Origin of the sequence: Enterobacter sp. BNK-16 (genome assembly GCF_048684955.1) — a bacterium.
Classification (GTDB): Bacteria; Pseudomonadota; Gammaproteobacteria; order Enterobacterales; family Enterobacteriaceae; genus Enterobacter; species Enterobacter bugandensis.
Map to the genome: position 1 here is coordinate 3,670,502 of NZ_JBLQTQ010000001.1, position 17,523 is coordinate 3,688,024.

Sequence of the window (17,523 nt, forward strand, 5' to 3'; positions counted from 1 at the left end):
CTTAAAGCTTCACCGTTTCGTTTCTAAGTTTCTATGTCGCTTCGAATTATGAGTTTTGTAAATTTTATGGCAATAGCCCTTTGCGAGCAGATTTTAGCCGCCGCCCATTCTTGCATACTATGGGCAGCGGTTTTCTCATTATGAACCAGCAAAATTATTTCTAAGGTCTGCAAGTTCTTTCTGTGTAGCTTCCAGCTGCTTAATGACGTAATTCAGCGCCAGTATCGCATCAACTAACAGGACGTTGTTATCCAGCGCCAGGGTTGATGGCTTTTGTGTCTCGGTGCCATCATCTTCAATTTCAATCCCTCCTGGCACCTCTTTCACGTAGTCCGGGTCAATCAGCATGATATCCTGGGCGATCACACCACGGCGAACGCGCTCCTTTTCATCGTTTTTGTAGATAAACGTAGTCGGTTTCATGGCTTTGATGTTTTCGACCGACGCTTTGCCGTCTGTGTAAGTGATCTCTTTTTTCAGGTTGGCATCAGATGTCGCTGATTTATTAAACACATAGTCACCAGCGAAACCGCCTGTTCCTGATACGTAGATATCGCCGGACACAAGATTAAATTGCCATGCTCGAGTACCTGCATTACCACCGTCTCCCAGAGTCATCATAACGATACTCGGCCAGGCTGATGTCCCATTCGCTACAGAACCGATTGCAGTCACAGCATGATATCCACCGGATGCACCTGAATGCCAACGCAGAGCAGGAACATATCCAGCGTCGTTGTTCTGTGTCAGGTTAGGACGGCTAAATGAAATATTGGTGTTGTCGGCGTTGGCTATATCCATATACCCCCCGCCACCGCCAACTCCAGGCGCCTGAACTGATTTACCACGGAATCGGCCATCAGCGTACCAACGATAATCGGAATTTGATGAAATGCCGTCGAAGATATTCATCTGTACGCGGTTTAAGTCTGTACCAGCTCCCCGAATAGCGCCTATTCGCCATACGCCCGCGTAATAGTTACCAGAAAGCCAATTAACATAATTCTCGGCCGGACCATCGGAGCCAACGTTTCCTAAAGTAATGGCTTTATTACCCCCACTACCAGTAGCAATACCGACCTCATTACCTGCGGTTGAGATAATGCTTCCTGTAACAGTACCGCCTAACTTTCCTTCAATTGTGTTAAGACGCGAATCATCGCCGGCAGCTACGGTACCAGCTGCCTTTCCGATGTCCTTCGTCGCTGATGTTCCTAAACCGAGGTTTGTGCGACTGCCTTCTGCCGTTGTTGCTCCGGTACCGCCCTGGACCATGGGGATAGCACCATTGGTACCTTTCTGAGCCAGTTTACCGATGCCCGGGATAGTTACGGAGGCGCCATTGATCGTAACGGTAATACTCTGATTGGCTGAGGTGGTGGCGAACGTCTCCCACGCGCCAATGTTCTCGTCATACTCTTTGATGAGCTGCGACATGGCCTGTGCCAGTCCGTCGACAGAGATATTGTCGGACACCAGGATTCCATACTTCTGGCCGCTCAACGCCGGGGAAGCAGCTGGCGTAACCGTCATTGACGTGGCGCTGTTCACGGATGAAATCTGGAACATCTGAACCGGGTTAGACATGACGATAATCGTCTGGCCAGCGCGAACCTGGCTGGCCGGTGCCGTCCAGTTCGTGCCCGTGCCGGTGGCGGTGTTTCCGTTAATGGCGATGGTGCCAGTGTTATAAAGCATATTTTCTCCAGGCAATAAAAAACCCCGCCGAGGCGAGGTTTGCATTCAAAGTCGTGAGTTATTTACATGTCGTGCTTGTGAATGTGTTCGCACTTACCCAACGCCAGTTGAAGGGATATCCGGCCCGGTATTGAGTCTGGTTGTTTTGTTTTCTAACGCCGTAAATCATAACGGTATTCTCATGGTCACCCATATATGCCGTGCCGCTGCAAATAGGTTCCTGTTTCTCAAGTACACCAGCACAACCAGACAGCATTAAAGCGATCGCCATGCTGATAATTAGCCTTTTCATTTTGAAAGTATCCAGAGGAATTCAGTAGGTTCGAAGATATCAATACAAAATCGATGGGTATAATTGATTATGTAGATCAATTATTTGTTATTGATCGCTCAAAACGATCAATCAGTCATAGGCTGCGGTGTTGATGGCCGTCAATGCTATTCCTGTGGTTGTCCCTCCCGCTGCAGAACCAGTAGCTGTTGTCGAAGGCGCGGCATTTATCCTGGTCGACGAACCGTTAAAGCGGCAGCCTGCATAGGCTGTTATATTCACGATTGTTGGAGGCTTGGTATTGTTGTTCTGTACGATTTGTGAGCCCAGAATTGCAGGTGCTACCGCATAACTACCCTGCAACGTAACATCAATGTTAATCCCTCCCGTTGAGGCTCCTGGTGTTCCGACAGTAACGAGGTCAGTAAGCACGCGGCTTTCGTTTGTCAGTACCAGCTTTCCGGCTTCATCCCAGACAGCAAATCCCCAGTCGGGCAACGTTTGTGGAAAGATGGCAAAGATGTACGCCGTCAGAGTGTGTGACTGACCATAAGCGTTGCTTGAACCAACAAGAATGTTTCCTCCTGACCGGGTTGCCCCGACTGTAGTGGGCTGGGCTGTATCACTCGTTTTGCAAAAAACCATCGCCGGATAAGAAGCATCCAGAGCTACCGTCGCAGAAGCACCGTGGTATGCCCCATTTGCCACTGAGTTAACCACTACCTTTCTGTACAGACAAAACGGCGTTGACTGAGGAGTAATAAACGGATTTCCGCTTTCCAGCGCAATCAGTGCACCATAATCTGCCATCATGCATTCTCCACGAAGACCACCAGTTCACATTCCGAGGCCGGATAATTACCAATACCAACTTCGCTGGCAGTGCTGAGAGTGATGGTGTTCCCGTTAGCGATAATGCGTCGACCCACCGAGACCGCGCCTTTATCAAGGGACACCGCAAATCCGACCTTCATCCCCGCCGGAATGGTAAAGGACCAGTTGCCCGAGGTTTGCCCCTCGGAAAGCTGAATACGCCCTACCACTGATACGGGTTTGATACCGTAGTTGTTCGGGATGCCGTTGGCGTCCCAGGTCTGAATACCCCAGGCCATTAAAACACTCCTGTAAGTTTGCCTATCTGAACACGGAGCCTGTTAGCATCCCGAATGCTGATGGTGACGTTAGTCTGCTTCATGCCTCCGGAACTGTCGCTCCCGTAGTTCTGCATCGTTCCGTCTTTACCCCAGCGCCAGCCAGCGCTTCCGGCAACATAATTATTAGACTGCAGAGAATCCGTAATTTTGCCGAACTGGATACTCGCATCACGGAAGAACGCATCATTGATGAATGTCTGCCCGTTCTGGATAACAAATGGCAAAGAAACAGTGCTGCCAGCTTGGGAGGTAACGGCAAAACGGTCGGCCAGGAAGATAACCTGTGACTGCATCCCTGATGGCGTATTCTCCACCCCGATCCCCATTCCTGCAGCGTAATACTGGCCATTACTCGTTACCCCAACTTTGATGTTGTACATCGCGCTGAGCTGGCCGTTTACGTTCGCAATGGCCTGGGCGTTCGTGGTGATAGAGGCAGTATGTCCATTGACTGTCGCCGTAATAGCATTTATCTGCGTGGCTGTAGACTGCTGATAATTCGAAACCGTATCGCTCAGGCTGTTGATGGATGCCGTATTACCGTTGACGTTCGTTTGCAGACTCAGCAATGCGCGTGCCGTTGCCTCCCTGTCATTGACGATCACCTCATCAATGCGGTCTAGCTGCGCGCTGTTACCGGCAACCGAAGCCGACAGGGTTTTACGTGTGGCCACCTGAGCGAGGTTGGCCTGGATTATCGCAATTGCCGAGTTCTTCACGCCTCCTGTCATGCCGTCCATCGAAACAGAAATCTCGTCTATCTTCACTTCGGCCTGCGCCAGCCCGTCAGCGTTCTCCTGGATGTCTTTCGCCTGCTGCTCGAGCTCGTCGGCATGCTTTTTAATGTCATCCGCCATGCCTGCAACTTTTTCGTTGCTGTCCACTGCGTTCTCGATCAGGTCTTTGAAGGTATCAGAGTCTTTCATTCCCTCCAGAATCACATCGGTGATGTCAGAAACATCGATACTTGCCTGTCCTCGCACCCATTCTGTGTACCCTGATTCGTTGCCGCTGCGGTCCACCAGCTGCGCGCGGTACCAGAAAATCTGCCCAGCCTTAAGGCCCATCTGCTGATATTTGCGCTGCGGGTAAGGCACATCGGCCAGCAGCATCGCATCTTCTTCGGTACCAGTCAGGCTGTACTGAATTTCCGTCTTCAGCGTGTCGTCGGTATTCGCCGGGAATCCCCAGTTGAGCTCGATACCGAATACCACGCTTTCAGAAGCGATGAAGCCAACCGGCTTCGGTGGATTGCCCACTTTACCCGTCAGCGTTTTCTCTTCTGAATAGCCCCAGCCTGACGAAATTTCGGCAGCATTGATGGCGCGCACGCGCACCAGGTAGCGCCCGGCATAAATCCCCGGGACGTCGAATGATGTGGTGGAGCTGCGCGGCACGTTAACCCAGTTCCCGTCGTTGCGGCGCCATTGCGCTTCATAGGCGATAGCGTTCTGCGCCTGGTCCCAGCTCACGCGCATCGTTTCGACACTGATATTTTGCTGCACCACAGAAAACGAGCTGATGACGATGTTCGCAGGCGGCGACTGGTTGCCCGGCGGGATCACGCTCACCGGCCGCTGGTCAATGATGGCTCCGGTATCAATGCGATCGAATTTATCCGGATCGTGATTTGCACCGACGATTGTGAACGTGCCGTCATTATTATCAGTTACTGTAATAACGCGATACTGCTGTGCGTAGAGCTCATCAGACTCAATGACCCATACGGCCTCGGCCTGTGGAAGCTCGCTAAAGGCGGTTGTCACGGTAACCATTCCACCTGACAGGGACTGAATCGTCCGGGATTGGGTAATACCCGACGGCAGGTTTACCATTATCCTGTCACCGGCCTTAGCACTTGGCACCCGGTCAAGTTTGAGTACACGACCATTAACCGCGGATAATCGACCGCCTAAATCTCGGCCAGAGAGATTTCGGTCAGCGACAGCAATTATGTAGCCAGGCTGAGGAATATTGCCGTCCAGACCAACGTCAAACGTTACAATCCTATCTTTATTGTTGGTCAGGATCCCCCAGCGCCCTTTCCTGTTAGCCTCAGATTGCCGGGTGCATCCGATAGCGGTGATCTCAAGCTGGTTGAAACCATAGCGCGCCACCAGAGCCTGCTCGAAGACGGGCTCCATTGCGTCAGCATAGCCATTTGCCGGATCCGACCAGGAAACAAGAGCGTTTGTGTAGCGACTTTTGGTTGTGCTGCTGGAATACACAAATTTGCCATCGACTACGTTAGCGTGCGTGTAGGTAAAATCGACATCTCTGGGCATGTCTGCAAGGGCAACAATCTGGTCGTCTCCCCAATAGGTCATGCCTCGAAAAATGGCGGCAAAGTCTCGCAGGACGGTGTAAGCGTCATTTCGATCCTGAATGTATACGTTGCAGGTGTAACGAGGTTCAGTTCCGCTACCACCCTTACCATCCGGTACCGGTTGATCACAATATTGAGCGACCTGATAAAGCGTCCATTTGTCGATATTGGCTGCCGTTAGCCGATTACCAAGGCCGAAGCGGTCTGTGACCACCAGATCGTAAAATATCCACGCAGGGTTATCCGTCCATGCCCACTTAAATGCTCCCGTCCAGGTGCCGCTGTACGTTCGTGTTTCTGGGTCATAGGTATCGGGCACACGAATAACACGCCCGCGGGGCTCGCAAGAAATTTGCGGAATTGAGCCATTGAACTGGCTCGAATCAAATTCGATGTACAGTAGCGCGGTGTTCGGATAGCGCAATTTGGCGTCGATTACTTCTGTGAAGCTTTGCAGCGTCATCGTGTCGCCAATCTTAGCGCTATTTGCGTCTGCGGTAATCTTGCGCAGCTTGATGGTCCAGGTGCTGCCCGCCTGAGGTAAATCAATACGGTGGCTGCGTTCATAACCAGAGGTGGTTTTCCCGGTCACGCTGGTATTTAGCACCGTCTGCCAGGTACCGCCATCTGTCTGCAGGTCAAATGCGTAGTTGACCGAATAGCCAACCAGATCGCCATCGTCCTCCTGTTTGAAGAGAGAAGGCCATTTTAGACGCAGGCGAACAGCTGAAAGCTGCGTATTGGTGAACGTGCGCGTCCACGCTGTAGAGCTGGAAACTTCGGAACCTACATTGATTTCATTTTCGGTACCTGGGATCCCTTGAATGTATTTTTGCGCCTGAGTTCCAGAACGAAACTCCCACGCCACGCCGCTGAAGTTCTGTGAACCATCTGCGTTCTCAAGTGCGGTGCCATCGAGATAAATATCGCGCGCAGTAAGTCCACCAGCAAACTCCCCCTCTCCCAGCGCGAGAAGGATTTTTGCCTTGGCAACTGACTGCAGGTCGTCTGGCTGTTCTGTAGGAGTTCTTGAGCTTGAACTGCCGCCCTTGCGGCCTTTAATAGCGGTTGCTATAGCCATATTGCGCCCATAAAAAAAGCCACCGGGAGGTGGCTTGTTGATAAATCTATTTACTGTTGGTCTTCTACATAGATACCGGCGGAGATGATCGCGCCACCTATACGGCGCCGTCCGTACAAGAGTGGTACCGGATTGCCCTGAGCTGTCGTATTTGTTACTCCACCAAAGGCATAACTGGCCTTGTTGTCTGCCGATTGCTTGCTGGCAAGTCCGGTTGTTTGTGGAGAAAGCATTTGAACGACACCGCCAAGGGCCATCGCAGCGCCAAATTGCATTAGAGGAACGCCGACAGCACCACCGCCAAAGTATGACGCCACAGCACCAACTGCGACCAAAGCCACACCTAAGATGGTCTGGAATACTCCACCACGTTTACTCCCGAGGATAACCGGCGCGATACGGATATCAGCGGTACTCTGATCCATAGAGAGTTCATCATCGTTCAGGTTACGCTTACCGCTGAATACAGCGTAAGTAAGCCCACGCTGCTTGCTGGTATTCAAAAACCGCTCGAAGCCTGGCACTATAACGCACAATGCACGGATGGCTTCTTTAGGCGAAGCAACAGAAAGTTTGAATTCACGACCAAATGTTGAGCCAAGTATTCCATAGAGGCGTATGGTTCTCATCGGCTGACCAGTTAAAAATGTCATACATGCCTCCAAAGTCTCTCTTGACTAAGAGAGACTATTAATGTTGATAGACTTTTTGATGTTTTTAACACGCAATCCAAGAATTCAAATCAACTTACTTATTTTTGGCTGACGGATTAGCAACTTCTGGGTGTTTTTTATTGAATTCTATAAAGCTACTTGGACATTCCTTTGAAAGTAAATAATAATTTACTAAACATGCATCCGCCTTAGCTTCATCGCTCGAATGATACACACCATCTGCCAAAGATAATGTCGGAGCTAAATACCTGGCTTTAATCAACTCTTGCCCCAACGCCAAAGCATCCTTAGAAGTAGCTGCTGAACAAGACGTAACAGCACCGTCAAATAACGTCTTATTACCTTTGCAATTTAAGGACGCATCTAAGAAGGACTCGTGTAAATCGGTGCGCACTTGAATAAATGCAGGATCAGTAATATTTGAACCAGCCAAGATCCCTATCAGACCTAACCCACCTCCGATTGTAGCAATGGCTGAACCATTGGCGAGGTTCAAATCTCCCCATACCAACCATCGCAACAGGAAAAAACTCACTGCTACGGACGTTATCAAATATCCAAACCCAGTCCATAGATTGTGACTGTGCCCGAAGAAACTCAAGCATGCAAGCCCGACCCCAACGACAAATGGAACGCAGACAACGACCATTTTAATATAAAAAGTATTCAAGTTGACAAATGCCACATTAATATCCGTTAATGAAGTACGTTGGGCTCATTATTATATAAACTTCGATTGATGGCGAAGGATTTTGTTTGTCCTCTCACGCCAATACCCACCATAGGGTACTCGCTGGCTAAGATGTCCATATAGATGATGCAGAAGCATGTTCCCCTCCAGTAAGATTCCTGAATGGTTCCACTTATTCGATTCCACCTGCATGATGATCAGATCGCCCGACATCGGTGATCCACTGAATTCACGGAAACCACACTCGTACCAGCAATCCTGATAGAAGTTGTCCGGGTAGTCGTTCTCCCACCAAGGATAATCTACACGGTAATCCTTAAGCTCGATCCCATGCTCCTGCCGGAAATAGCTCATCACTAGGCCCCAACAGTCGTAGTGTCCGAGCACAAACGGGCGCCCGAGCAACGGTAATTCACCGCGGGGAGTAATGGTGCGAAAGTCTCCTTCAGGCCAACTGACAATATGCCAGGGCAGCAACGTTGCATCGCATTGAGCCTTGTCCAGTTCGCTTGGTTGGGTCGTCGCGTCGGGGTGGCTATGTACGATTCCCGTTATCGTCCCCCAGTCTTCAGCAGCAGCGTAATCCTCTGGCGAAAGGTGAAACTGTTCCGTTGGTTCGGCAGCCAGATTACGGCATGGGAAATAGCGTTCCACCCGACTTTTCTGCGCTATTACACCACAGCATTCGCGGGGATATTCTTTCGCGGCATGCACCAGGATGTCCTGAATTGTTTTCTGACGCATGTTAACTCCTGATCAAAGATGTTCCAGGAAAACCACCGAAAGGAAGTTCATTGTGTTCACCAAACCGAAGCTTGCAGGCGGTGAGCGTGCCGTTACATTCATCCAATGAGGGATCGCTTACCGGATTGTTGTTTTTGTCGAAGTAAAGCGTGCCCGTATAATCGCACCCATCGCCGGTGCGGTACTTATTCCGGATGCACCAGGTACACAGGGAATGAAGCTGCCTGGTCGGGATCATCAACCCCTGCAGATCCATCGGGCTGGTAAGAACAAACTCGATACTTTCACCGGAAAGCTCGCTATTTTTACCGTCGATATAGAAAACCCGCTTTCTCACCTGCAAGGGATCTGCTGTTGGATTTCCATCCGGGAAATTGCGCTCATCCAGGTAATGCGCAAAAGTGTCATGAATCGTAACTTTGGCCTGCAGCATATCGTCATAGGCCAGACAGAGCGCAGTGATAGAACTGTCAATGTTGGCAACGGTGAGCGTCGGCTGGGCGCTACTGCCATCGGTTGAAGCTTCCAGTCCCTCGAGCTTATATGGCCAGGCACCATACTCTTCGCCCTGCCACCAGATACTCTTCGCCTTTAACTTTGATTCGTCGCCACCAGCAGCCGCAATCTCTTCTTCAGTATGCGGGAGGTTATAAGCGTGAAAGCGCAGAACGTCGTCCAGACCAAACGCAGAACCGTCTACTTCAAGAAGACGTATTTTTTCACCCGGTTCGAGGCGTTGATAATCTTCAGTAATCATGGTGCGTATGCCTGTTTGAAGGTTGCTTTTATGGTCATCACTTTGCTGGATAGCGGCTGGGCTTTAATGGAATCAGCTTCAATCCGGTATAAACCGGTTTCGCCAACAGGAGACGTCCAGATAAAGGATTTTGTGATGTGCTTGCGGCAAAAACTCAGCGCATCGAGCATCTCAGCTTTTTTTCCCGTTAAGGTCATCGGCCATGACTGTTTTTCAGGGTTGATACCTTCACCGGCGATCTGTTCAAAGCCGTCTCCAAAGGATGCAGAGCGTGTTGTGTAAGTGAACTCCCCTTCCATACCCGCTTGAATCTGGGTTCGCCAGGTAAATGTTTCGATCGTCACTTTTTCTCCGGGCATAAAAAAACCCGCCGAAGCGGGTATAATTCGATTAGTCGCTGAAAGAAATTTCATCTCCAATTGTCGATTCATTACGTATATTTGAATGGCTATTACACAATTTCACTACACAGCGAGTTCTCATGAAAACACTACTAATCGCAGCTCTTTCTTTAGCGCTTGTGGCGCCCTCGATCACTTATGCAAAAGGTTCTCGTGGTCATTACACCAACGGGAAAGGCTCCTCACACAAGGGTGGGACATATACAACCCATAAGTATCTGCCCCGTAAATAATTAATCTTGTGATAGCAGGCTCAAACAAGGGACTGCTATCAGTTTATCAACGGCTTTTCATAGCGTTCCAAATCAACCTTCCGGGTTGCAACTCCTTAGCAATTCCAGCACGAACAGACTGATCGATGGTCTGTTTGTAAGCCTGAGAAATAGCATCGTTATTGCCGGAAGTTTGCTGCTGAGAGTTCTGGTTTTGAACTATCACAGACGTTTGAACTGTTACGCCACCAGCTGCATGCGATTGCAGCCCATACCTTGGGGCAGAGCCAACATAACCGCCGTTAGCATATCCCGGAGCTCCACGCATAAGCGCATACAGATTGCCGACACCCAGTGCACGAGTCGCTTCTTTCGTAAACACAAACTCACCGCCGTGTACAACGCCTTTCGGTTGGTACTTACCCCCATCTCCCGTGTAGCCGCCTCCATCAAAACCGGGGACCAAACCACCACCTGAGAAACCAAAGAACGCACCGATACCAGTTCCACCAAACGCTGACTTCATTCCATTAACCAGAGCCAGTTGGGTCAGCATCTGGGCGATGCCCTTGAGGAAAGTGGAAAGGAAATCTGAGAAGTTAGATTTACCTATTGTGAAGAAATCAGTCAGGGTGCTGGCCATGCCAGTGAACGCGTTACTGGTAACCGTCTGCACCTGGGAGTACACATTGGTCGCGCTGTCTTCGAAATCAGCCCAGCCCTTTTTCGCGCCGGTCAGCCAGTCACCGCGCAGCTGATCTTCAGCATCATAGTAATCATTAGCTGCCTTAAGCTGTTTCTGATATCCGTCATCATCCAGCGAACCACCTGAATTTTTCCAGCCAGCGGCGAGCTGACTTTTCGAGAGTTCACGTTGTGCCTGACGGTCACTCATCCCGGCACCGATCACTAATGCAGCCTGCTTCTCTGCCATCTGTGTGACGTATTTCTGCGAGGTATCCATTCGCTTGTTCAGCTGTTCCTGTGCGGTAATCTGATCACCTAACAGGGCTTTCTGCCGTGCCAACTGAAGCACCTGGTATTTACTCGTCAGCAGGGATTTCTCCTGCTTTGTCAGTGAACGTGAACGCGAGGCCTCCTCCAGCACCTGAAATTTCGCTTCAGTCGTCCACAGATCTTTGCGCTGCTGGCTGATAGTGTCGTTCAGCCCTTTATGCTGCTGCAGCGCGCGTAACTGAGACTGAAGCGCCAGCAACTCGGCCTGGGCAGCATCCGTGCTGAGATCGCCAGCCGATAAAGTGCCCTGCTTTCCGGTTTTGGTTTTTTTGCCAAAAGCAGCGACTCCTTCCCGATCCTTCTGGGTGGTTGCGGCACTTATCTTTCTGGTCGTATCGAGGTATTTACCTGCACTGATATCAGCCGCATCCCAGTCTTTTTTCAGCTGAGAGACGCTGTCACCATATGCGCCGGCCATTTGTTCGTTGTAGTCCTGCCATCCCTGCAAAGTATCTGTTTTCGCCCAGTCAGGAACGAGGTTAATCGCGGCAGCGATAGAGGAAGAAATGATCTGGTTCAGCTTCTGGAAAACGATCGCAACGCTGTAATAAATTGCGTTGAATTCCTTCAGTGTGTTTGATGCCAGCTCAGCTACCCACTGACCGATACTCTGCATGGCCTCAGACGCCCAGCCCTTGATATCCAGCCACAGGCGACCAAACGGTGTCAGCGAGTCGTAAGCCTGCTCTCCACGTTCTGCCATCGTATCGCCAAACAGGTCCATAGCCTGCGTAACGGCCGCTGTCTGGTCCTTTTGCTTCACCAGTTCATCAATGTGCTTAAGCTGTGAAACGGTCAGGAAATTATATTGTTCGTTGAGACTCTGCAGCGCTTTAACAGGGTCTTTTTCGATGTCCTTATAGGCTTTGGTGATGTCCTGCGCCGAGACTATACCGGTCTGAACCGCCAACGCCGTGGAGCCCGCTGCTTTTTCAAGTTGCTGCTGTGTCAGCGATCCCATGCCAACCAGCTCAGTCATCAAGCTCTGAACGGTACCTACAGTAGCGCCAGTAGAGGCAGCAATAGACTGGGAGGAAGCCATGATCTTGAGCGCTGACGTGCCGGCAATGTTGCCAGTCCTGATAATGGCCTTGTTGATTTCGTCGTAGGCGGTGAAGTAGTCCGATCCCGCTTTGGCCGCAATCAGTACAGCACCGGCCAGGCCACCAATGGCCACTCGGGCAGGAGTCACCATCGACAACATCGCTTTCAGAGCATTGCCTACACCGCCAAACGAATCGCGCAGCTGGCCGCCCTGCTGAATGGCTACCATATAAACCGGCATACCGGACGCTAATGAAGTTACGATGTCGGTCATTTGCATTGGAAGATAACGCATCGCGTTGCGGTATTGCCCCGCGCTGATCGCTCCTGACTTCCACGCTTCTTCCTGCTCTTTCAGTCGGGCGATCATCGGTGCAGCACGATCGGACACGCCAAGTTGGGCTGCTTTTAGCTCTAACAGTTCTGCGCGCGTTTTCCCGATTGCTGTGACCTGCTCTTCCAGCGAATCGATAAAGGTTTTGCCCGCTGCAGCTGCCCGCTGCGCTGCCTGTGCCTGTTCAATGCGAGCCCGCCCCTCTGCGGTCTCAGACTCCATGACCTGCGCCAGTTTAGCTCGGGTCGTCTCAAGCACGCTGTTGTAGCGAGTAAAGTCTTCATCCCCTACAAGCCCTTTACCGCGAAACTTCGCCAGGCTCTCCTGGATCGTGTCCAGTTCATCCAGCGCCTTGTTTACGGGGCTGATTTTATTCAGTAGGTTCTGCAGTTCCTGCCGCTGTTGCTTGAGGCTTTCGCTGTTTTTCTTCTGGTTATCGATACCGGTGCGGAACGTACTATTCAGGTCATCCGCTTTACCTGCCGCGGCGGACGCGGTCTCCTGAAAGCGATCCAGTGCCCGATTACCGCGCTCCAGCTCACTGGTATTTACACGCAGGGAAATCGTGGCGATATCGTTACTCATTCCGCCCTCTCTTTATGCATAATTTTTAGCGCAGCACTTTCCATCACCCGGATGTCCGAAAGCGCGGTTGCCTCGTCGTCGACGTTGTGCAAACGCATCACCCAGGGCAAAACGTTATAGTCGAGCCCGGACGCGCCCCCCATTCCCGTTCGCCATTGCGTGCTGACAGTCTGAAACACCAGGAATGAAGTCCATACATCTGGCCAGACGTCGACGTAATGATCGTCGTAATCATCCGGCGTAAGCCCGTATGGTGCCAGGTCTGCCGCTGTGGGTTCAGGCGTATAGAACGCAGAGGCAACCGCTATCAGTTTTTTTCGCGCTGCCCCATCAGCTCGCGGTAGTAGGTTTCCGGGATGGCCTTCATCGCCGCCGGATAGTTTTCCAGCAGCACCGACAGGTTTTCCGCGTTGAATGCATCGGGAAGTGCCCAGCCAGCAATGATTTCCATCAGAAAATCAGTGGCGGTTTTGCCTTCCAGTTTTTCCAGATTAGCCAGCTCTTTGAGTGGCTTATGATTAAACGTGAAGGTCAGCACGCCATCCTCATCGCCGGCGCGCGGGATCGAGACGTTGGCCTTAAATGTAGGTTTTGGCTGAAGGGTGAATTTGGTCGCCATCGATACCTCTTAACGGAAAAAAGCCTCCACAATGAGAGGCATGAAATAGTGAAAGCTCTGACGGCTAGGCGGCAGCGTCAGTCACCTTGTAGAACGTCATCGCCGGTGACTGCAGGTTCAGCACCACACTTACTGTCTCTACCTCGTTAACCGCAGTAGTTGGCGTATCGTCAAAGGACGCCGTGGCCGCCCAGTAACGGTTTTCCTTCGCCTTCGGCACGTACATGTAAGCCGCAACCGTCTCTTCGTCTTCGTCCAGTTGGCGCAGCAACGGATATACCGGGAGAGTTGAGTCGTGAGCGATCGAGTAGGTCTGAGAGACTGCGGATTTATAGGTATTCAGGTTGCGCTGGCGATCATCGCTGAGGAACTGAATCTGCGTGGTGTTCTGATCACCACCGGATTTCGATACCTCTGTGATTTGTGGCAGTTCGGTCCATTCTTCAATTTTGCGAATAGAGCCGGAACCGCCGCCCGCCGCGTATTTGTTTTTGTTGGTGGTATTGATGTTGCGAAGAGTGACAGCATTCTCCGCAATCGCGTCGATTTTCGCGATAACGTTATCAATACCCGACCAGTTGCAGTTCACGTGAACGATATCGCCGACCGCAATATCGTCCGCGGCGCTGACGGTGATCACCGCGTGCTCAGCATTCGTCGCGCCGGTGAAAGTAATGGCCGGGCCGTAGCCCGACGCCAGATAAACATGAGCGCCGTTAGGCAGTGCAAAGCCCATAATGGTTACTCCTTTAGAAACGGGAAAACCGGCTCAAGGCCGGTCAGTTGTGGGACATCACAGAGGGAATCAGCTGGTAATGTCTGTCCGATAATTCAGGCTGACAGGAACGGTGTAGGACACAGGTGTAGGGACGCCGCGGAATATGACAGGCGCGCTGGTAATCCAGCAGGTAAAGTCTTTGCCTGCAATTTCCAGCCCCTCGGGGAACAATTCCGCTACTCTGCCCGCCATGGCAACGACGGAGGTACGGCCGGAGCCGGCTGGCGCTACGACATTAATCTGGTACACGCCTGAATAAGTCCGGCAGCGTAATCCGAGATCGATTGTTCGAGGCGTAACGGGCATATCGTGAACGGCCAGGTACATCTCGTTAGCAGGAGGTGTGAACGGCACGTTCTCCCATGCAACCGAAATGCCCTCGGCATCGGCCCAGGCACCCAGTCTGGCGGCCAGTGCAGATGCAATATCAGGAATCACTTAGTCACCTCCCTGACAGCTTCCTCAAAGAAGCGTTGAAACTCAGCTGCAGTTATGCGGACCATACCGCCCGGAGCCTGTGTGGAATGCCCCATTTCAAGCGGGTAGGCATAGGGCACGTTGTTGCAGAAATAAATGGCCTTCATCCCGACTTTGAAGAGCGACAGCGTGTAGTTCCCGGCCGCTTTTGTCAGGTCGCCGGTCTTGTCTATTCGCCCTGTCTCGTCAGTAGTTGGCGCATCAAAGGACACCTGCCAGTTACCGCGAAAGCGTCCGCCCGTATACCCCGGCGGTGCTTTGATATCCATCCCATCCACCACCTGGGCTTTTTTCTTCAGTCGCCCGGTTTTGGTCAGGTTGTCGGGATTGGCGCGCTGCGCCTCGTTGTGGTCGTAAACAGCGCGATTATAGGAAACGGCTGCCTGGTTGACTTCCCATAACTCCGGGTTGCCCACTGGGGACATCATCACCAGTTGATTAAGGATCCGAATGCCGACTGCGCGTACGACTGCTTCCTGATTCGCTTTGGCTTTGTCCACAAATGCGGTGATGGCAGCCGTGAACGCCTTATTATCGCCCATTTTATGCCCTCAACTGAGCTTTGTAGCAGAGCACCACAGCGCCCGGTTTCACCGGGTTAGGTTTAACAATACGGTAGGCTGTGCCGTCAATATCAACCACATCACCGATTTTAATTTCCTGCTCTGCCGTAAAAACGATCTGCACGTCGCCGTTAACGATGACCGTTCCATCAATTTCACCTGGCGCGTATTCAGTCTTCACGCCCACAGCAGTAAAACGGACCGCTTCAGTTTTATGCTCAACGCCACCAATAACCGCTACCGAACCTTTACGGGTGATGTTGTACGCCACGCCGTTCTGCCTGAGCATGCGGGTCGTTCTGGCCTGCACACGTTGGTAATCAATCGCCATATCAGGCCCTCTCTGCAAATGCATTAATGGCGTAACCACGACCACCAGCGAGGTCGCCCAGCAGCGCCATAACGGCAGGATAGGACGGCGTGAAAACCTCACCATCTGCGACCGCATAGGTCATGGTGACAGCACCTTCCACACGTTCAGTTTTCACAGCGGCTTCGCGCACGCTGGAGAGTAAATCCCCGTCGATTGCCTCTACCGCCAGCATGCACTGCGCGGTTATAACCTGCCGTGGAACTTCATCCGGCGGGAAATCATGTTCATCCAGAATGACATTCGCCCGTGGCCAGGCCAGCGGCTGTCGAGGGTCTGCTTTTGAGCCAACCCAGTCCAGCCCCTCCAGGTAATCCATTGCTTTAATCAGCAAAGGTGTGAGCTTGTCAGATAGTTCAATGCCGCGTATTTCCGCAAATGAGGCAAGATCCTCTTCACTGGCGTAGCTGTTGGCATCTGGAGAGGTGATATCCGTATTAATCATCTGAGCATCCTGTTTATGGGGCTTTCGCCCCATTCGTTATTCTCCGGCAGGTGCAGTGAAGGTGATCTCATCAGTGGTTTTCGCCACTCCTTCAACCGTGCCGGTTACCGTGAATGTGCCAGCAACGTCTGATGTGAGTTTCACCGTTGCACCACCAGCAGAGCCTGTTTGAGAACTGGCCGTGCTGAGTGTGCCACCTGTGGACGTCCACACGACGGTTTTACCGGATACACCGGAGCCATTCAGCATGTACTTCAGAGAAACAGTTACCGCGTCTGTGCTGTCAGCGGTTGCGGAGGTTTTATCCGCTGACAGCGTTACTCCCCCACTGCGGAGCCCAGCTTAATCAGCACGCCTGCCGTAGATTTGTTGCTGGTGAAGTGTTTCTTCCAGTTGCCCGCAGTGCCGATGGCGGTCAGGTCAGGGTTATCACCTTTGGCGGTATCCCAGCTGTAGCCCAACAGGTCAACGTTCACCACACCTTCAGCACGATAGCCAACCGCAAGGTTTTCCTGATCGTTGATGTCGTAGGAACGGAACCCCGGCGCCTGCGACTCGGTGACGGTAACCGCTCCGGCTACCAGCCCAAGGATCGCATCAGCGTCCATGGTGTCGGTCACAAGCACAGGTTTACCCAACGTACCCGGCTGCCCGCCGTAAACCACCACGCCAGCTTCTTCGTAGATTTTGTTGGCGATCGCCTCATCCACGATGTCGAAGTAAGTAGCGGAGTGCATAACGAAGAGCACGACACGGTTGAACTTGTCGCCGTACTTACGCAGGCCACGTGTCAGGGTCTTCTTACCGTCGGTCTCAATGTCGGCAGTGACCACCATGTCCGCGTTTGCGCCAATAGCAGCCGTAAGCGCTTTCAAGCCATATTTCACATAGCCTTCCAGCGTCGCGTCAGCAACATCAGTGCCGATCACTTCTGAGAACTCGTCAACCGAGCGGCCGCGGCGTTTGAACGCTTCTTCAGTAGTTTCGTATGGACCGTATTTCCACGGCGCTTTGACGGATACGGCTTCACCAGCGCCAATCTTCTTACCCGTCACCTTTTCGGTGGAGTTAACGTCACGCGATTCGATTGAGCCGCCCACCTTGTAGAAGGCACGCTTGCGGAAGTCGCCTTCAATCAGTTCGTTATCCAGCAGGATCGCGCCGTTGGAGGACGCGTTGAAAATTGCCAGGTTGTCCTGGCGACGCTCGAGGAAAGCGGTCTGCGCCAGATCGTCATAAATAATCAGGTCACTATTAATAGTGGTAGACATGGGTTAATCCC

General features: G+C 51.8%; 20 protein-coding genes. All 20 read right to left on the reverse strand.

Annotation, left to right across the window (positions count from 1 at the left end; translation table 11 throughout):
* Positions 1-138: 138 nt before the first annotated feature.
* The gene (locus ACMGGH_RS17690; protein WP_049136373.1) at positions 139-1,698 is read right to left on the reverse strand and encodes a tail fiber domain-containing protein; all 1,560 of its coding nucleotides are present in this window, start codon (positions 1,696-1,698) and stop codon (positions 139-141) included.
* 58 nt (positions 1,699-1,756) lie between these two features.
* On the reverse strand, positions 1,757-1,990 hold the full coding sequence (cor, locus tag ACMGGH_RS17695) for a phage exclusion lipoprotein Cor (RefSeq protein WP_022648875.1): 234 nt from the start codon (positions 1,988-1,990) through the stop codon (positions 1,757-1,759).
* 111 nt (positions 1,991-2,101) lie between these two features.
* Positions 2,102-2,782 carry a hypothetical protein gene (locus ACMGGH_RS17700; protein WP_226857659.1) on the reverse strand — a complete coding sequence of 227 codons (681 nt, stop codon included), beginning with the start codon at positions 2,780-2,782 and terminating at the stop codon, positions 2,102-2,104.
* A complete protein-coding gene (locus ACMGGH_RS17705) occupies positions 2,779-3,081 on the reverse strand; it encodes a hypothetical protein (RefSeq protein ID WP_016063576.1) in 303 nt (100 codons plus the stop codon). The genes ACMGGH_RS17700 and ACMGGH_RS17705 overlap by 4 nt, the downstream gene beginning before the upstream one ends.
* Complete coding sequence (locus ACMGGH_RS17710) at positions 3,081-6,530, reverse strand: host specificity protein J (RefSeq protein WP_049136374.1); 3,450 nt, start codon at positions 6,528-6,530, stop codon at positions 3,081-3,083. Before ACMGGH_RS17710 ends, ACMGGH_RS17705 begins: the two co-directional genes overlap by 1 nt.
* A gap of 50 nt (positions 6,531-6,580) precedes the next feature.
* Positions 6,581-7,183: a tail assembly protein gene (locus ACMGGH_RS17715; protein ID WP_049136375.1), complete on the reverse strand. Its 603-nt coding sequence runs from the start codon at positions 7,181-7,183 to the stop codon at positions 6,581-6,583.
* Between the two features lie 94 nt (positions 7,184-7,277).
* Positions 7,278-7,889, reverse strand: coding sequence for a hypothetical protein (locus ACMGGH_RS17720; protein ID WP_127353563.1), 612 nt, complete (start codon positions 7,887-7,889; stop codon positions 7,278-7,280).
* A gap of 36 nt (positions 7,890-7,925) precedes the next feature.
* The gene (locus tag ACMGGH_RS17725; protein ID WP_049136376.1) at positions 7,926-8,639 is read right to left on the reverse strand and encodes a C40 family peptidase; all 714 of its coding nucleotides are present in this window, start codon (positions 8,637-8,639) and stop codon (positions 7,926-7,928) included.
* Between the two features lies 1 nt (position 8,640).
* Complete coding sequence (locus tag ACMGGH_RS17730; RefSeq protein ID WP_049136377.1) at positions 8,641-9,396, reverse strand: phage minor tail protein L; 756 nt, start codon at positions 9,394-9,396, stop codon at positions 8,641-8,643.
* The gene (locus tag ACMGGH_RS17735) at positions 9,393-9,740 is read right to left on the reverse strand and encodes a phage tail protein (RefSeq protein ID WP_049136378.1); all 348 of its coding nucleotides are present in this window, start codon (positions 9,738-9,740) and stop codon (positions 9,393-9,395) included. Before ACMGGH_RS17735 ends, ACMGGH_RS17730 begins: the two co-directional genes overlap by 4 nt.
* A gap of 336 nt (positions 9,741-10,076) precedes the next feature.
* Entirely contained in the window at positions 10,077-12,989 is a 2,913-nt protein-coding gene (locus ACMGGH_RS17740) for a phage tail tape measure protein (RefSeq protein WP_248178513.1), read from the reverse strand.
* Complete coding sequence (locus tag ACMGGH_RS17745) at positions 12,986-13,405, reverse strand: DUF1799 domain-containing protein (protein WP_308937434.1); 420 nt, start codon at positions 13,403-13,405, stop codon at positions 12,986-12,988. Before ACMGGH_RS17745 ends, ACMGGH_RS17740 begins: the two co-directional genes overlap by 4 nt.
* A complete protein-coding gene (locus tag ACMGGH_RS17750) occupies positions 13,297-13,608 on the reverse strand; it encodes a phage tail assembly chaperone (RefSeq protein WP_025913015.1) in 312 nt (103 codons plus the stop codon). The genes ACMGGH_RS17745 and ACMGGH_RS17750 overlap by 109 nt, the downstream gene beginning before the upstream one ends.
* A 64-nt stretch (positions 13,609-13,672) precedes the next feature.
* A complete protein-coding gene (locus ACMGGH_RS17755) occupies positions 13,673-14,344 on the reverse strand; it encodes a phage tail protein (RefSeq protein ID WP_049136381.1) in 672 nt (223 codons plus the stop codon).
* Between the two features lie 69 nt (positions 14,345-14,413).
* Positions 14,414-14,824, reverse strand: a complete 411-nt coding sequence (locus ACMGGH_RS17760; protein ID WP_049136382.1) for a DUF4128 domain-containing protein — start codon at positions 14,822-14,824, stop codon at positions 14,414-14,416.
* Positions 14,821-15,405: a hypothetical protein gene (locus ACMGGH_RS17765; protein ID WP_049136383.1), complete on the reverse strand. Its 585-nt coding sequence runs from the start codon at positions 15,403-15,405 to the stop codon at positions 14,821-14,823. The genes ACMGGH_RS17760 and ACMGGH_RS17765 overlap by 4 nt, the downstream gene beginning before the upstream one ends.
* A gap of 1 nt (position 15,406) precedes the next feature.
* A complete protein-coding gene (locus ACMGGH_RS17770) occupies positions 15,407-15,757 on the reverse strand; it encodes a hypothetical protein (protein WP_046887755.1) in 351 nt (116 codons plus the stop codon).
* A 1-nt stretch (position 15,758) separates the two neighbouring features.
* Positions 15,759-16,241 carry a DnaT-like ssDNA-binding protein gene (locus ACMGGH_RS17775; RefSeq protein WP_062934626.1) on the reverse strand — a complete coding sequence of 161 codons (483 nt, stop codon included), beginning with the start codon at positions 16,239-16,241 and terminating at the stop codon, positions 15,759-15,761.
* 36 nt (positions 16,242-16,277) lie between these two features.
* Entirely contained in the window at positions 16,278-16,556 is a 279-nt protein-coding gene (locus ACMGGH_RS17780) for an Ig-like domain-containing protein (protein ID WP_175437382.1), read from the reverse strand.
* Between the two features lie 2 nt (positions 16,557-16,558).
* Positions 16,559-17,512, reverse strand: a complete 954-nt coding sequence (locus tag ACMGGH_RS17785) for a major capsid protein (protein WP_069732877.1) — start codon at positions 17,510-17,512, stop codon at positions 16,559-16,561.
* Positions 17,513-17,523: the final 11 nt, after the last annotated feature.

Bases quoted from the DNA above. Each gene is read 5' to 3' on its own strand.
- ACMGGH_RS17740 (WP_248178513.1), bottom strand. From the start codon at position 12,989: ATGAGTAACGATATCGCCACGATTTCCCTGCGTGTAAATACCAGTGAG.
- ACMGGH_RS17765 (WP_049136383.1), bottom strand. From the start codon at position 15,405: ATGGGCGATAATAAGGCGTTCACGGCTGCCATCACCGCATTTGTGGAC.
- ACMGGH_RS17725 (WP_049136376.1), bottom strand. From the start codon at position 8,639: ATGCGTCAGAAAACAATTCAGGACATCCTGGTGCATGCCGCGAAAGAA.
- ACMGGH_RS17715 (WP_049136375.1), bottom strand. From the start codon at position 7,183: ATGACATTTTTAACTGGTCAGCCGATGAGAACCATACGCCTCTATGGA.
- cor (WP_022648875.1), bottom strand. From the start codon at position 1,990: ATGAAAAGGCTAATTATCAGCATGGCGATCGCTTTAATGCTGTCTGGT.
- ACMGGH_RS17755 (WP_049136381.1), bottom strand. From the start codon at position 14,344: ATGGGCTTTGCACTGCCTAACGGCGCTCATGTTTATCTGGCGTCGGGC.
- ACMGGH_RS17705 (WP_016063576.1), bottom strand. From the start codon at position 3,081: ATGGCCTGGGGTATTCAGACCTGGGACGCCAACGGCATCCCGAACAAC.
- ACMGGH_RS17690 (WP_049136373.1), bottom strand. From the start codon at position 1,698: ATGCTTTATAACACTGGCACCATCGCCATTAACGGAAACACCGCCACC.
- ACMGGH_RS17710 (WP_049136374.1), bottom strand. From the start codon at position 6,530: ATGGCTATAGCAACCGCTATTAAAGGCCGCAAGGGCGGCAGTTCAAGC.
- ACMGGH_RS17730 (WP_049136377.1), bottom strand. From the start codon at position 9,396: ATGATTACTGAAGATTATCAACGCCTCGAACCGGGTGAAAAAATACGT.
- ACMGGH_RS17750 (WP_025913015.1), bottom strand. From the start codon at position 13,608: ATGGCGACCAAATTCACCCTTCAGCCAAAACCTACATTTAAGGCCAAC.
- ACMGGH_RS17775 (WP_062934626.1), bottom strand. From the start codon at position 16,241: ATGATTAATACGGATATCACCTCTCCAGATGCCAACAGCTACGCCAGT.
- ACMGGH_RS17700 (WP_226857659.1), bottom strand. From the start codon at position 2,782: ATGATGGCAGATTATGGTGCACTGATTGCGCTGGAAAGCGGAAATCCG.
- ACMGGH_RS17785 (WP_069732877.1), bottom strand. From the start codon at position 17,512: ATGTCTACCACTATTAATAGTGACCTGATTATTTATGACGATCTGGCG.
- ACMGGH_RS17770 (WP_046887755.1), bottom strand. From the start codon at position 15,757: ATGGCGATTGATTACCAACGTGTGCAGGCCAGAACGACCCGCATGCTC.